Source organism: Stenotrophomonas sp. 05N423 (genome assembly GCF_056397145.1).
Window position 1 is genome coordinate 1 of sequence record NZ_JBFTMV010000005.1, and the last position, 14,425, is coordinate 14,425.

The following is a 14,425-nucleotide window of genomic DNA, read 5'->3' on the forward strand; positions in this document are numbered from 1 at the left end:
GCCTTTCGTCGAAGCGAGCCGCCTATTATGGCAGCCTTTTCGTTGCCGTCAACACCTCGATGAGGGTGACTCCAACTTCTTCCTTCGCTGCCAACCGGGGCCGGCTGCGAAGGAGCGGAACTATACGGCGTGATTCAAATTTTGGGAAGGGGCAAAAATGCCCTTCGTGCATTCATGCGTCGCCACACCCGGAACGCAGGCCGCACTCTCAACCTCCCGGTTTCGCGGTCTCGATGACCACGCCAAGCTCCTTGCCAGCTTCGGCGACCTTGACGCGCCTGCCGTCGCTGCGCGCGATCAGGTAGTCGGCCGCCACCCAACCGCTCTGCCCATCATGGCGGACATTGCACCAGCTCAGGTCGTCCAGGCAGCGCTGCACTTCCACCGTCGTCCCCACGGGCAGCACGGCCACCCGTTCGGCGCGCGTATCCGGCGCGCTGCGCAGATTCAGGCCACTGCCACCGACTTTGGCCGACGGCTCGACGATCTCGGGCTGGAACCACAGGACCACCGCGACGATGGCGGCGGCAGCAGCGAGGCGCGGAATGAGACGGGGCATGTCCGATGCCTGCAGGAAAGGTCGTGCATCAATAGCGCGATGCGACATCACCCCAGCTGAATTCCGCCTGGGTGATGCCGTGACCCATCAAGCAGCCATGCCGTTGTGGCGCAACAAAGCGTCGATCCGCGGCTCGCGGCCACGGAACGCACGGAAATTCTCCGCCGCACTGCGGCTGCCCCCGCGCGACAGCACTTCGTCGCGGAAGCGCGCACCGGTCCCGGCGACCTGCTCCGGCGCTTCCTCGAACGCGGCATAGGCGTCGGCGCTCAATACCTCGGCCCACTTGTAGCTGTAGTAGCCGGCCGCATAGCCGCCGGCGAAGATGTGGCTGAACTGGTGCGGGAAGCGGTTCCATTCCGGCGGGAAGTTCACCGCCACTTCGCTGCGCACGCGCTCCAGCAGCTGCAGCACGTTCTCCTGCGCCGGCTGGTACCGGCTGTGCAGCAGCATGTCGAACAGGCCGAACTCCAGCTGGCGCACGGTGAACATGCCGCTCTGGTAGTTCTTCGCGGCCAGCATCCTGTCGAACAGGGCACGCGGCAGCTGGGCACCGGTGTCGACGTGCGCCGTCATCGCCCGCACCTGCTCCCACTCCCAGCAGAAGTTCTCCATGAACTGGCTGGGCAGCTCGACGGCATCCCATTCCACGCCATTGATGCCAGCCACCGCCAGTTCGCCGACACGGGTCAGCAGCTGGTGCAGGCCATGCCCCATCTCATGGAAGACAGTGGTGACCTCGTCGTGACTGAAGGTAGCGGACTTGCCGTCGCTGCCGCGGCCGAAATTGCAGACCAGATAGACCAAGGGTGTCTGCACGCCGGCAGCGTTGACACGCCGGTTGCGGCAGTCATCCATCCAGGCGCCGCCGCGCTTGCCCTCGCGCGCGTACAGGTCCATGTAGAACTGGCCGACCAGTGCACCATCGGCATCCACAAGCCGGTAGAAGCGCACATCTTCGTGCCAGACCGGCGCCTTGTCCGGCTGCACCTTCAGGCCATACAGGCTCTCGATCACGCCGAACAGGCCAGCGAGCACCTTGGGCTCGGTGAAGTATTGCTTCACCTCCTGTTCGGAGTAGCTGTAGCGCGCCTGCTTGAGCTTTTCACCGACATAGGCCAAGTCCCAGGCCTGCAACCCGTCCAAACCCAGATCGTCGCGGGCGAAGGTTTCCAGCTCGGCACGGTCGCGCTGCGCGTACGGCCTGGCGCGTGCGGCCAGGTCGCGCAGGAAACCCAGTACCTGCGCGGTATCCGTCGCCATCTTGGTGGCGATGGAGTATTCCGCGTAGCTGTCGAAACCCAGCAGCGCGGCCAGCTCCGTGCGCAGGGCCAGAATGCGGTCGATGTTGCCGCCATTGTCGAGCACGGCGTCACCGAACTCGGAGGCGCGCACGGCATGGGCGCGGTAGAGCGTTTCGCGCAGCGTGCGGTTGTCCGCATAGGTCTGCACCGGCAGATAGCAGGGCATGTGCAGGGTCAGCTTCCAACCCTCGCGCTCCGCCTTCCGTGCCGCCATGCGGGCATTGGCGAGCACGTCGGCAGGCAGACCCGACAATCCGGCCTCGTCCTCGACGTACAGGGCGAACGCGTCGGTGGCATCGAGCACGTTCTGCGAGAACTTCGCCGACAGCGCCGACAATTCCTGCTGGATCTGCGCGAAGCGCGCCTTGCCGGCCTCATTGAGCTCGGCGCCGCCCAGCCTGAAATCGCGCAATGCGTTGTCCAGCGCCTTGCGCCGGGCCTCATTGAAGTCCGCAACCCCGGGCGATGCCGCCAACGCCTTGTACTGCGCATACAGCGCCGGGTTCTGCGCCATCGCGCTGCCGAAACGGCTGATCTTCGGCAGATTGGCGTTGTAGGCCTCACGCAGTTCCGGCGTGTCGGCCACTGCCTGCAGGTGCGCGACCTGTCCCCAGGCGCGGTACAGCCGCTCGGTGGCGTCGTCCAGCGGCGTCACGAAAGTTTCCCAGCTCACCGGCGCCACGGTCCCGGCGGCCGTCACCGCGGCTTCGGCCTCGGCCAGCAGGGTATCGATGGCCGGGGTGACGTGTTCCGGGCGGATTTCATCGAAACGCGGCAGGCCGGAGAAGTCGAGCAGGGGGTTGGCAGTCATGGGAATCCTGGAAGCAGCGCCGGCGGAGCCGGTATCAGCTTCGATATGGCGACGGTTCCAGCCAGGCACAAGGCAGCGCCGGCAGGCCCTGCCCGTTCACCGCGGCGGCGATGGCGGCATCCGCGCCGGCCACGTCGATGCCCTGCTGTTCATACCAGGCCGGGTTGTAGTAGCTGTGCGCATAACGTTCGCCGACATCGCAGAGGATGGTGACGATGGAACCATCGCGGCCGGCGTCGCGCATCAGCTGGGCCGCCTGCAGCACGCCGATGAAATTTGTGCCGGTGGAGCCGCCGACGCGGCGCCCTAGAGTGGCGCTGACATGGCGCATGGCGGCCAGGCTCAGGGCATCGGGCACCTTGACCATCGCATCGACGCAGGTGGGGATGAAGCTGCGCTCCACGCGCGGGCGGCCGATGCCTTCCACGCGCGAACCGCCTTCGCAGGTCATGTCACGCCAGTCGGCACCAGCCAGCGCCGCGCAGTAGCCGTCGTAGAACACCGACACTTCCGGGTCCGCGCACAGGATCAGCGTGTCGTGGCGGCGGTAGCTGACATAGCGTCCCAACGTGGCAGCCGTACCGCCTGTACCCGGACTGCAGACGATCCATTCCGGCACCGGGTGCGGCTCCTCGGCCATCTGCTTGAAGATCGATTCGGCGATGTTGTTGTTGGCGCGCCAGTCGGTGGCGCGTTCGGCGTAGGTGAACTGGTCCATGAAGTGGCCGCCGGTCTCGCGCGCCAGCCGTTCCGATTCGCAGTTCAGGTCGCAGGCGCGCTGCACCAGGTGGCAGCGGCCGCCGTGGAACTCGATGGCGGCGATCTTCTCCGGCGAGGTGCTTGCCGGGATCACCGCGATGAACGGCAGGCCAAGCAGGCGGGCGAAGTAGGCCTCGGACACCGCGGTCGAGCCGCTGGACGCCTCGATCACCGGGCAACCCTCGCGCAGCCAGCCATTGGCCAGCGCGTACAGGAACAGCGAACGCGCCAGGCGGTGCTTGAGGCTGCCGGTCGGGTGGCTGGACTCGTCCTTCAGGTAGACGTCGATACCCGGGAAACCGGGCAGGTCGATCGGGATCAGGTGGGTGTCGGCCGAACGGTTGAAATCGGCCTCGATCTTGCGGATGGCCGCCGCCACCCAGGCGCGCTGTGACATGGATCGCACACTCGATGAAAACTGATGGCCGATTCTACTGTGGATGGTCTGCTGCGTACGGGCGCACCCGTCCGGCTGCGGCAGCCAGCGCCGCACGATGGTATGGTGCGCACTCCATTTCATGCCGACTCCGCGTGCCGCGCATCCTGCTGCCCCTGCTGCTGTGCCTGTCCCTGATCGCCGGTGCGGTCGGGTCGGTGTGGTCGGCCACGGCGATGGCGATGCCGGCCGATGCCGCAGCGGGCGCGCACATGGACATGGACCATGCCTGCTGCCACGACGGCGGCGGCATGCACGATGCAGCCAAGCAGCCGCAGCCCCCGGCCTCGCCCTGCGGCGACGGCAAGCACTGCGACTGCACCCAGCACTGCAACATGCTGCCCGCGCCGGTGGCGTCGCCGGTCAGCGAGATCGCGCGCTCCCCGGAACCCGTGGCGCCTGCGCCCGCGCGCTACGACGTGCGTCCGGCCAAGCTCAACCGGCCTCCCATCGCCTGATCCGGCCATGATCGCCAGCGCGTAGCCATCGCCGCTGGCGGCTTTCCCGCAGGAGCACCGCCCATCGCGCAGACGACGTCGATTGCCGTCGTGCGCCACGCGCGCTCCTGCACGTCCAACGCAATCCGCGCCTGCCGTCTGCCCTCCCCGGTGGATGGCCGATGGAGTTTCCATGAAAAACGATTTTCTTTCCGACCCGCGCTCGTCGCTGTCGCGGCGACGCTTCGTGCAGGGCCTGGCCCTGGGTGGCGTCGTCGCCGGCACCGGGCTGTGGCGCGCCGGCGATGCCTTCGCCGCGCCGGCCCGCGCGGCCGCCGCCAGCGAGCTGCGCGGCACCGACCTGAGCCTGGCCATCGGCCGCTCCACGGTCGATTTCACTGGCCGCGCACGCAGTGCCGTCACCGTCAACGGCTCGCTGCCGGCGCCGATCCTGCGCTGGCGCGAGGGCGACACGGTCAACATCCGCGTGGCCAACACGCTTGCCGACGAGATGACCTCGATCCACTGGCACGGCATCCTGCTGCCGGCCAACATGGATGGCGTGCCGGGGCTGAGCTTCGACGGCATCGCGCCGGGCGAGGCCTTCCAGTACCGCTTCCAGCTGCACCAGTCCGGTACCTACTGGTACCACAGCCATTCGATGTTCCAGGAGCAGGCAGGCCTGTACGGCGCGCTGGTGATCGATCCGCTGGAGCCGCCGCCGTACCGCTTCGACCGCGAGCACGTGATCCTGCTCTCGGACTGGACCGACCTGGATCCGGTCGCGCTGTACCGGCGCATGAAGAAGATGCCGATGCACGACAACACCTACCAGCGCACGGTGGGCGATTTCATGCGCGACACCCGTCGCGACGGCCTGCGCGCCACGCTGGCCGACCGCGGCATGTGGGGGCGGATGCGGATGACGCCCTCGGACCTGTCCGACATCAACGCCCATACCTATACCTATCTGATGAACGGCACCGCGCCGGCCGGCAACTGGACCGGGCTGTTCCGCAGCGGCGAGAAGGTGCTGCTGCGCTTCATCAACGGCTCGGCGATGACCTACTTCGACGTGCGCATCCCGGGGCTGAAGATGACCGTGGTGGCTGCCGACGGTCAGTACATCCATCCGGTGAGCGTGGACGAATTCCGCATCGCCGTGGCCGAAACCTTCGACGTGATCGTCGAGCCTGCGGGGCAGGATGCCTTCACCATTTTCGCCCAGGACATGGGCCGCACCGGTCACGCCTGCGGCATGCTGGCGGTGCGCCACGGCCTGCAGGCGCCGGTGCCGGCGCTGGACCCGCGGCCGCTGCTGACCATGGCCGACATGGCCCACGACCACGGTGGCGGCCACGACACCATGCAGATGGCGCACGGCGGGCACGATGCGCACGCCGGCCATGGCGGCAGCGCGCCGAAGCATCCTCCCGGCGAACGCGGCAATCCGCTGGTGGACATGCAGAGCGCAGCCAGCTCGCCGCGGCTGGACGACCCCGGCATCGGCCTGCGCGACAACGGCCGCAGGGTGCTCGCCTACGCCGACCTGCGTTCGCTGTTCGACGACCCGGACGGGCGCGAACCCGGCCGCGAGATCGAGCTGCACCTGACCGGGCACATGGAGAAGTTCGCCTGGAATTTCGATGGCATCCCGTTCGCCGGTGCCGAACCGCTGCGGCTGAACTACGGCGAGCGCATGCGCATCGTGCTGGTCAACGACACGATGATGACCCACCCCATCCACCTGCATGGCGTGTGGAGCGACCTGGAGGACGCCGATGGCCGGTTCCAGGTGCGCAAGCACACCATCGACATGCCGCCGGGCACGCGCCGCAGCTACCGCGTGCGCGCCGACGCACTGGGCCGCTGGGCCTTCCACTGCCACCTGCTGTACCACATGGAAGCGGGCATGATGCGCGAAGTGAGGATCGAGGCATGAAGACGATGACCCGATCCCTGCTGTTCATCGCCCTGGCCGCGGCCACCGGTAGCGCTGCCGCGCAGGACGCACATGCAGGCCATCACGGCCATGCAGCCAGCACGAAGCCGGATCCGCATGCGGGTCACGCACCCGCGGAGCCCAACGAGGCCAACGAGGCCAACGAGGCCAATCCGCACACAGATCATGCCGCGCACATGGCGGCCGCGAAACCGGCCGAACCGGCGCCCGATCCGCATGCAGGCCACGCCGCACCGATGGATCATGCATCCCACGCGATGCCGCCACAGCCGGCCGCGGACCCGCATGCCGGTCACGCGATGGATCCGCCCGCCGGAAAATCCACGGACAGCCATGACGCCCATGCCGGGCACGACATGCATGGCGGTCACGCACAGCCGCCAGCTTCTGCCGATGCCCATGCCGGCCACATGCCGGCCAACGCATCCGGTATGGACATGCATGGCGGGCATGACGATCACGCGGGGCACGGTACGGCGGCCATGCAGGCACCCCGCGCACCCATTCCCGAGCCGACCGCCGCGGATCTGACCGCTGCTTTTCCCACGCTCAAACCGCATGCGATGGAGCACGCCCCCGGTTTCAACAGCCTGGTGCTGTTCGACCACCTGGAAGCCTGGAACAACGCCCAAGGCAGCGGCCAGTCCTGGGCCGCCAAGGGCTGGTTCGGCGGCGACATCGACCGCCTGTGGCTGCGCAGCGAAGGACAGCGCAGTGAAGGCCGGCTCGGCGAGTGGTCGCTGGACGCGCTCTACGGCCATGCCATCTCGCCCTGGTGGGATGTGGTCGGCGGTGTCCGCCATGACGGCGGCGATGCGCCCGGCCTGACCCGCGCGGCCATCGGCGTGCAGGGACTGGCGCCCTACAAGTTCGAATTCGCCGCCACCGCCTATCTGGGCGGGCCGCGCAAGGCCGAACTGGCGGTGGAAGCGGAGTACTCGCTGCTGCTGAGCAACCGGTTGATCCTGCAGCCGACACTGGGCGCCAGCGTGGCCGCCGACGACGATCCACGTCGCGGCATCGGCAGCGGACTGGGCCACGTGGAGGCGGGCCTGCGCCTGCGCTACGAGATCACCCGCCGCTTCGCGCCCTACGTCGGCTTCGTGCACGAGCGCCGGTTCGGCCGGACGGCCGGACTGCACCGCGATGCCGGGGAAAGCCCGCGCGATTCGCGCTGGGTCGCCGGCGTGCGCTTCTGGTTCTGACCGCGTTTCCCTACGGCGAAATGCCCCAGCGGCCTTCCGCCACCTCTCCAAGGAGATTCACATGAATGTATCCCTGCACAGGATGGCGTCGCTGCTGCTCGTCGCCGCTTCCGCCTTCACCATCTCCGCCTGCGAGGCCGCACCACCGCACGCGCCGGGCAAGCAGGCGGCATCCGGACACGGCGCCCACGCGGCGCAGGTCGTGCACGTCCACAAGGACGCGAACTGCGGCTGCTGCAACGGCTGGATCGAACACATGCGTGCGGCCGGCTTCACCGTGATGGCCCACGACAGCGCCGACATGGTGGCGGTGAAGCAGCGCCTGGGCATCCCGCTGTCGCAGGCGTCCTGCCATACCGCCGAAGTTGGGGGCTACGTGCTGGAAGGCCACGTCCCCGCCGCGGACGTGCGGCGCCTGCTGCGCGAGAAACCCGCCGCACGCGGCCTGGTGCTGCCCGGCATGCCCATCGGTTCGCCCGGCATGGAATCAGCGGATGGCCGCCGCGACGCGTTCACGGTGGCGCTGCTTGGCAAGGACGGCACCCTCCAGCCATATGCCCGGCACCCTTGAGCCCTGCGGGAACCTCCGGGAGCGCGGCACGCTGCGTTCCCGGTACGACAACGCCCGGCCCACTAGAATCGCCCCTCCCCCATCCTCCAGGAACGACGCCATGAGCCTGACCGCTCTCCACTCGCAGCCCGGCGTGGCCGCGCAGCCGCCGGCCGAAACCACCGGCTTCGTCTTCAACCACACCATGCTGCGGGTCAAGGACATCGCCGCCTCGCTGGATTTCTACACCCGCGTGCTCGGCTTCCGCCTGATCGACAAGCGCGATTTCCCCGAAGCCGCGTTCAGCCTGTACTTCCTGGCCTACGTGCCGCAAGGCACGCAGGTACCCGAAGACGACGCGCAGCGCCGCCTGTGGATGGCCGGCATCCCCGGCGTGCTGGAACTGACCCACAACCATGGCACCGAGAACCAGGACGGCCCGGTCTACCACGACGGCAACAGCGAGCCGCGCGGCTTCGGCCACATCTGCGTGTCGGTGCCGGAACTGGAAGCGGCCTGCGCGCGCTTCGAGGAACTGGAGGTACCGTTCCAGAAGCGCCTGAGCGATGGCCGCATGAAGAGCCTGGCCTTCATCAAGGACCCGGACGGCTACTGGGTCGAGATCATCGGCAACCGCTGAGGGAGCCGGTCTCTTTCGCAGGAGCGGCCGCAGCCGCGACGGGGTTTGCGCCGGAGTATTCCGCGGCGCAGATGCTGCGGAAGGCATCTCCGTGGCCAAGCCGCTCTACGATGGCGGGCGGCCGGCGTTTTCCGCCGATGCCGTTCCAGCATGCGCCGGGCCTGCCTATTGTTCGCGGCCCGGCGCCAGAGTCACGTTGTCGCCTGCTCGCGTTCGATGCGCTCGGTCTCGGCCGCCAGCAGTTCCGGGTGCAGATCGAACTGGTCGGACAGCAGCAGGGTGCGCGCGGCTTCGGTGACTTCGATGCGTTCGGCCTGCAGCAGGTCGCCGTCGCGGAACAGTTCGATGTAGCTGTCCAGCACGCCGGACAGCGTGCCCTGCGCGGTATCCGGCGCGGCCAGCATCAGCTGCAGGCCGAGCGAGCGCAGGTAGCCGGTGATGGCGCGCGCGTTCTGCGCGTCGATCTTGTCGCCGAATTCGTCGAGCAGGATCAGCCCCAGCCCACCCGGATGCGCCTCGCTCTTGCCATAGGCCGCAGCCAACGCGGCGCCGGCGATCACGTACAGCGGCGCGCGGTGTTCGCCACCGGAGCCGGAGCGCATGCGTTCGCTGAGACTGCCGATCACGCGGTCCTCCTGGCGGATCTGTACCTCGAAGCGGAAAAAGCGGCGGTAGTCGTCCAGCGGCGAGTTGGCCACATGCGCCGCGGCCTTGTCCTCGACCAGCGCGCGGAACGCCTCGGGCACCTGGCCGGCGCTTTCGAACAACGTGTCCTCGCCGCCGATGTCGGCGGCGCGCTGGATGAAGCGGTGCAGCTCACGGAACTCCGGCACCACGTCGTAGTGGAACTGGTAGCGCTCGTTGTTGGAGAACGCGGGACTGGCGCGCAGGGTGCGGTTGAGCGTGTTGATCTGCGTCTTGAGCCGGGTGAAGTTGTCGTACAGCGTGGAGGCCACGCCGGTACGGAAGGTATCCACGGCAGTGGCGTAGGCCTGCCGAGCTTCCTCCTCGTACTGCACCAGCTCGGTGTCGCGCAGCTGGGTCAGCTCGCGCTGCAGCAGGCCGCGCGCCGGGCGCCAGGCGCTGGCGTCGAAGTCCAGTTCCAGGCCATGGTCGCGCGCGTACTGCGCCAACCCGCTCCACGCCTCGGGCAGCAGCCGCGCCAGCTGCGCGTCGCTGTCCTTAGCGCGTTCCTCGCAGCGGCGCGCGCGTTCTTCCAGCGACGGATACTTCTCGTCCAGTTCCTCGCGCTGGCGCTCGACCCGGTTCGGGTCGACGTCCGGATCGGCGAAGGCTTCCACCGCACGGCGCGCGACCAGTTCTTCCTGCTGGCGCAGGCCGTCGAGCAGGCCGTGCGTGCGTTCGAGGTTGGAAGCCGCCACCGCTTCCTGGCCGACCAGTGCATCGGCGCGCTTCTCGCAATCAGCCAGCTGGGCGTTCAATTCGCGCAGCTGCTCGGACAAGCGCAGCAGGTCCGGATCGAGCGAGGCGAGGCGGCTTTCCTGCGCGCTGCGGTAGCGCTCGGCCACCTGGCGATGCTCGAGCACGCGCTCGTGCAGCGCCTGCGCAACCGCGTCGGCGTCGGCCAGCCGCGCCAAGCCGCGCTGGCAATCGTCGGCGCGGCGCAGGCGCGGCTCGATCTGGCGTACCTCCTGCTCGGCCTTTTCGATTTCCTCGTGCAGCACGCGCAGGCGCGCGCGGTTGTCGGACGCGCCGATGCGCAGGTCGCCCGCTGCCGGCAGGCGCAGGCGTTCGATGCTGCCGCCGCGCGAGAGCAGGCCGTCGCGGGTCAGGCCCTGGCGGCTGCGCACCAGCTCGGCTTCGGTCTCCACGCAGCGCAGTTCGCCGAGCTGGCGACGCAGGAAGGCAAGTGCATCGGCGTTGACGCCTTCCAGCAGTGCGGCGACGCTGCCGGCGGCCGGCTCTTCACCGCCGCGCGAGTTGCGCGCCTGGCTGGACAGCGCCAGCTTGACGCCATATACCGAACGCCCGCCGGACAGGCCGCGGTACAGCTTGACCGCGCGTTCCTCGTCCTTGTCCGGGATCAGCAGCGCTTCGACGTTGCTGCGCAGATAGCCCTCGATGGCGTGCTGCCATGTCGCGTCGGTGACGCGCACCAGGTCGCAGACCGGGCGCGCGTCGATGCCGGCATCGCGCAGGTAGCTCATCAACCGCACCGTATCCGGGTGCAGTTCTGCCTGGCCGGCGGCCATGCGCTTCTGGTTCTGCCGCGCGGTTTCCAGCGCGTCGCGCGCCTTGTCGTGCGCGGCATGCAGCTGGCGGGCATGGCGATCGACCTGCTCGCGCAATGGCGCGGCGGCGCGCAGGGCCTGTCGCGCGCGGGCGAACAGGTCTTCCGGCGTCCATGGCAGGGCGTCTTCGGCGGCCAGCGCCGACAGTCCGGTATGCCAGCTGTCCCAGTCGGCGCGCATGGCGGCCAGTGCGTCGGCGTCGATGTCATCGAGCGCGAGGCTGTCGAGCTGGCGGAACTGCTCGCGCACGAAAGCGACTTCGCGTGCCAGGTCCTTCTTCAGCTGGGCGAGGCGGTCGCGGTCGCGGTCGGCCAGTTCGTCCAGCTGCGCCTGTTCGCCATAGCCGGCGCTGCCCTGCAGGCGGGCATTGGCGCGCGCCTGTTCCTCGCGCAGGGTGTCGCGTTCGACGCGGGTATCGACGAGGCGGCGACGGGTGTCGGCCAAGGTGTTTTCCGCAGTGGCGAGGGCACCTTCGGCCTGGTCGAGCTGTTCGCTGTACAGGTCGCGCGCGTATTCGGCAGCCAATGCGCGCGCGGACGCGGCGCGGGTCGCCTGCCCGGCGATTTTTTCGTACTGGCGCTCCACGCCTTCGGCAGCATCAATGCGCTGCCGTACCTGTTCGATCTTCTCCTTGATCTGGCGGAAGCTGTCCAGCAGCGCGCGGAAACGGGCGATATCGGTGGGCCGGTCTTCGGCCACCAGGGTGCGCACGAACAGGTCCACATCCTCGACGCGCTGCAGGTTCAACGCATTGAGGAAGGCCTTGCGGTAGGCATTGAGGTCGGGACTGGCCGACGGGCTGGCGCGCAGGCGCAGCAGCAGGTCGCGCAGGAAGCGCTCGGCATTGGGATGCAGCTGCGGCGTTTCCTCCACCTCCTTGCAGCGGCGCGCGATGTGCTCGCGGAAGGTGTTCCAGGCCAGCGGCAGTTCTTTGCCGTTGATGCGTTCGACGTGTTCGTCCAGCTCCAGCGCCACGCCCGGCAGCAGGTACAGGCCGTGGGTACGGTGTTCGGGTTCATCGGCCGAGGCGCCAAGCGCGATGCCGGCGGTCAGCGGCACGCCGGTCTCGGTGTCGCGGAACACCAGCGAGATGTAGGTGGTGGCGGTGCGGCGCTTGCGCCCTTCCTCGCCGCTGCGGAACACGCCCAGGCAGTAGTCGCGGATGGTGCGCGCGCGGTGGCTGCCGCCGGCCTGCGCGTTGAAGCGGATACGGCTGCGGTCGCCGCCCAGCAGCACGATCTGCAGGGCATCGAGCAGGGCGCTCTTGCCGGCGCCGTTGGGCGCGATGATGGCGCTGGTCGCATCCAGCTGCAGGCTCTGCGCCTCGAAGAGGAAGAACTGGACCAGGTGGATGCGTTCAAGCTGCTGCATCGTCGTCCTCCGCGTCCGCGTCGCCCGCTTCGTCGCGATTGTGCTGGTCCAGTCGCTGCAGCCACTGCTCACCGACGATCTCGACGATGGCCGGGCGCACGCGCAGGTGGAACGGCTGCGGGTCGTCTCCCTCCGATTCCACCAGCCGGCTCACGCCCCAGCGCTTGAGCGTGCGCGCCAGCGCGCGCAGCGCGCCAACGTCAGGCATCGCGCGGCCGGTCAGCGCCTGCCAGCTTTCCTGCAGCTCGGGCAGCTCCACCACCACTTCGCCGTGGTCTTCGATCAGACCTTGCCGCATCGCTTCGTCGTAGCGTTGGCGCAGCACCAGCAGGGCCAGGGTTTCGTCCAGCGTCACCGGTGCGCCTTCGCCATGCGCCGGCAGCGCCACCACATAACGGTAATGCGCGTTGCGCTCCAGGCGGATGCCCAGCGGCTCCAGCGCGGCGACGAAATCGGCGTAATGGTCTTCGACAAGGTGGTAGGCCACGCGCGAACGCGCATCGGTGGCGTACAGCACCTGCTCGGTGGCCAGGCGGTAGGCGGCGCGCTCGAAGTCCTGCACGGCATAGGTGCCGTTGGACATCTGGCTCAGGGTGTTCCAGCTGCGTTTCATGCGGTTTCCGGGAGTTTTGCGCCGACCCGCAGGATGCGGAAGCGCGGGCCGCGCAGGTAATCGTTGTCGTCGCCATTGCCGGCATCGAGCAGCTCGACGCGGAAGCCGCGCAGCAGCCGGCCGAGCGGGTCCTCGCGGCGCAGGCCGCCGATGCGGTTGCCACGCAGGGCGAGCGTGAGCAGGGTCTGGTAGGCGCGCAGGTCCTCGATGCTGGCGATGTCCAGCCGCGCCGAGTCGATCGCCGCGCCCTGCTGCAGGTGGCGGCCGACGTAGCGCGCCATGTCCTCGGCATTCACCAGGCGCGCACGTTTCATCCGCCGCAGCAGCGACAGCCGCGCCAGCTGCTCGGGCGTGGGCGGCGTGGTGGCGTTGGCGCTGCGCGGGATAGGCGCCGGCTTGCGGTGCGGCGGGCGCAGGCGCGTCTCGTCCATCAGCGGGCCGGGCGCCACCGGCAGGCGCAGCGCATCCTCCGGCGCCGAGAGCACGCCGCGGCAGGCGCGGCGCAGCAGCACATCAAGCTTGTCGGGTGCGCGCAGGCGGTAGTCGAGGAAGGCCAGCGCGCGGCGGTTGGCCTGGCGGATGTCCTCGTCCAGGCGGGTCAGGTATTCGTCGATGCGTTCGAGCTCGCGCAACCGGCCCAGGCTGCGCGACAGCCGCTGCTGCGCGCGCGCCTCATCCCCGCCGGTGACGTGCTCGCGGTACCAGGCCACCAGCGTCTCCCGCGGCGCACCGGATTCGAGCTGCTGCACCATCGCCAGGATCGAGCTGCGCCGCGCCATCGGGTGGTCGGCGCGGTGCAGTTCGGCATAGTCGCCGATGAACAGCTGGCCGACGTAGCGCTCGAACCACTGCCGGGCGAACTGCGCGGTGGTCTCGGCCTTGCTCAGTTCCGGCATCAGGTCGCGCACCTGCAGGCTCATCGAAGCCAGCGACACCAGCAGGCGGCGTGCCTGGTCGGCGGCCTCGTCGAGGATGCCGCCGTCCATGCGGCCTTCGGCCACCTGCTGCAGCTGCAGCTCCACCGAACGCATCTTGGCCGAGACGAAGGTGGGGCCGTGCTCGCTGAACTCCACCAGGGTGGACAGCAGCTGCGCCACCATCGGCGGCATCGTCACCATCTCGCGTGCGCCGATGCGTTCCTGGCGCAGCCAGCCGGCGGCGCGGAAGCGGTCGTGGATGGCGTTGGCGCGCACGTTCAGCGGCGCGTCCGGGGCCTGGCCGTCCTCGTCCTCCCACGGATCGTCGGTGAGCAGGTAGCGCTCGATCGCGGCGGTGATCTCGCGGCGCGGGAAGCCATGGCTGGGCGGCACCGGCGCGTCCGGGCCGAAGAACTCGTCGAACATCCGGCACAGCAGCGACCAGTAGTTCTGGCGGTTGGCCGAGGCCAGCGGGCCGAAGATGCCGGCGGGCACGACCGAGAACAGCGGCGGGGTGGTCGTGGGGGTGGTCGTGGTCAAAACGTCGGGGTCCTGCAGCTTCCTGCCGTGCGGCGGCGATTGTGGCATATCGCCGGCAGCGAGGCCGT

General features: G+C 68.8%; 11 protein-coding genes. 5 read left to right on the forward strand and 6 right to left on the reverse strand.

Annotation, left to right across the window (positions count from 1 at the left end):
- Positions 1-208 precede the first annotated feature (208 nt).
- The 3 genes from AC1DGW_RS09730 to AC1DGW_RS09740 form a co-directional block, all read right to left on the reverse strand.
- The gene (locus tag AC1DGW_RS09730) at positions 209-559 is read right to left on the reverse strand and encodes an SH3 domain-containing protein (RefSeq protein WP_478022234.1); all 351 of its coding nucleotides are present in this window, start codon (positions 557-559) and stop codon (positions 209-211) included.
- Between the two features lie 87 nt (positions 560-646).
- On the reverse strand, positions 647-2,674 hold the full coding sequence (locus tag AC1DGW_RS09735; protein ID WP_478022236.1) for a M3 family metallopeptidase: 2,028 nt from the start codon (positions 2,672-2,674) through the stop codon (positions 647-649).
- A gap of 34 nt (positions 2,675-2,708) precedes the next feature.
- Positions 2,709-3,830: a PLP-dependent cysteine synthase family protein gene (locus AC1DGW_RS09740; RefSeq protein ID WP_478022238.1), complete on the reverse strand. Its 1,122-nt coding sequence runs from the start codon at positions 3,828-3,830 to the stop codon at positions 2,709-2,711.
- A 134-nt stretch (positions 3,831-3,964) separates the two neighbouring features.
- Between AC1DGW_RS09740 and AC1DGW_RS09745 the strand changes: the two genes are divergently transcribed.
- The 5 genes from AC1DGW_RS09745 (at position 3,965) to gloA (ending at position 8,664) form a co-directional block, all read left to right on the forward strand.
- On the forward strand, positions 3,965-4,327 hold the full coding sequence (locus AC1DGW_RS09745; protein WP_478022240.1) for a CopL family metal-binding regulatory protein: 363 nt from the start codon (positions 3,965-3,967) through the stop codon (positions 4,325-4,327).
- A gap of 172 nt (positions 4,328-4,499) precedes the next feature.
- Positions 4,500-6,248, forward strand: coding sequence for a copper resistance system multicopper oxidase (locus AC1DGW_RS09750; RefSeq protein ID WP_478022242.1), 1,749 nt, complete (start codon positions 4,500-4,502; stop codon positions 6,246-6,248).
- 503 nt (positions 6,249-6,751) lie between these two features.
- Positions 6,752-7,474, forward strand: coding sequence for a copper resistance protein B (locus tag AC1DGW_RS09755; protein ID WP_478022244.1), 723 nt, complete (start codon positions 6,752-6,754; stop codon positions 7,472-7,474).
- 61 nt (positions 7,475-7,535) lie between these two features.
- On the forward strand, positions 7,536-8,045 hold the full coding sequence (locus tag AC1DGW_RS09760; protein WP_478022246.1) for a DUF411 domain-containing protein: 510 nt from the start codon (positions 7,536-7,538) through the stop codon (positions 8,043-8,045).
- A gap of 100 nt (positions 8,046-8,145) precedes the next feature.
- Positions 8,146-8,664: a lactoylglutathione lyase gene (gloA, locus tag AC1DGW_RS09765; protein WP_478022248.1), complete on the forward strand. Its 519-nt coding sequence runs from the start codon at positions 8,146-8,148 to the stop codon at positions 8,662-8,664.
- A gap of 191 nt (positions 8,665-8,855) precedes the next feature.
- On the opposite strand, the gene AC1DGW_RS09770 is transcribed toward gloA, so the two are convergent.
- From AC1DGW_RS09770 to AC1DGW_RS09780, 3 genes are read right to left on the reverse strand one after another with little or no spacing between them, the layout of a single operon-like run.
- Positions 8,856-12,287 (reverse strand): SbcC/MukB-like Walker B domain-containing protein, encoded by a 3,432-nt coding sequence (locus tag AC1DGW_RS09770; protein ID WP_478022250.1) that lies wholly within the window; start codon positions 12,285-12,287, stop codon positions 8,856-8,858.
- Positions 12,274-12,900, reverse strand: a complete 627-nt coding sequence (locus tag AC1DGW_RS09775; protein ID WP_478022252.1) for a DUF4194 domain-containing protein — start codon at positions 12,898-12,900, stop codon at positions 12,274-12,276. The genes AC1DGW_RS09770 and AC1DGW_RS09775 overlap by 14 nt, the downstream gene beginning before the upstream one ends.
- The gene (locus AC1DGW_RS09780) at positions 12,897-14,357 is read right to left on the reverse strand and encodes a Wadjet anti-phage system protein JetA family protein (RefSeq protein ID WP_478022254.1); all 1,461 of its coding nucleotides are present in this window, start codon (positions 14,355-14,357) and stop codon (positions 12,897-12,899) included. Before AC1DGW_RS09780 ends, AC1DGW_RS09775 begins: the two co-directional genes overlap by 4 nt.
- Positions 14,358-14,425 lie beyond the last annotated feature (68 nt).

What these genes read in the sequence shown, in the direction of transcription:
- AC1DGW_RS09760 (WP_478022246.1), top strand. Translation starts at nt 7,536, where the DNA reads ATGAATGTATCCCTGCACAGGATGGCGTCGCTGCTGCTCGTCGCCGCT.
- AC1DGW_RS09730 (WP_478022234.1), bottom strand. Translation starts at nt 559, where the DNA reads ATGCCCCGTCTCATTCCGCGCCTCGCTGCTGCCGCCGCCATCGTCGCG.
- gloA (WP_478022248.1), top strand. Translation starts at nt 8,146, where the DNA reads ATGAGCCTGACCGCTCTCCACTCGCAGCCCGGCGTGGCCGCGCAGCCG.
- AC1DGW_RS09770 (WP_478022250.1), bottom strand. Translation starts at nt 12,287, where the DNA reads ATGCAGCAGCTTGAACGCATCCACCTGGTCCAGTTCTTCCTCTTCGAG.
- AC1DGW_RS09735 (WP_478022236.1), bottom strand. Translation starts at nt 2,674, where the DNA reads ATGACTGCCAACCCCCTGCTCGACTTCTCCGGCCTGCCGCGTTTCGAT.
- AC1DGW_RS09750 (WP_478022242.1), top strand. Translation starts at nt 4,500, where the DNA reads ATGAAAAACGATTTTCTTTCCGACCCGCGCTCGTCGCTGTCGCGGCGA.
- AC1DGW_RS09740 (WP_478022238.1), bottom strand. Translation starts at nt 3,830, where the DNA reads ATGTCACAGCGCGCCTGGGTGGCGGCGGCCATCCGCAAGATCGAGGCC.
- AC1DGW_RS09755 (WP_478022244.1), top strand. Translation starts at nt 6,752, where the DNA reads ATGCAGGCACCCCGCGCACCCATTCCCGAGCCGACCGCCGCGGATCTG.
- AC1DGW_RS09775 (WP_478022252.1), bottom strand. Translation starts at nt 12,900, where the DNA reads ATGAAACGCAGCTGGAACACCCTGAGCCAGATGTCCAACGGCACCTAT.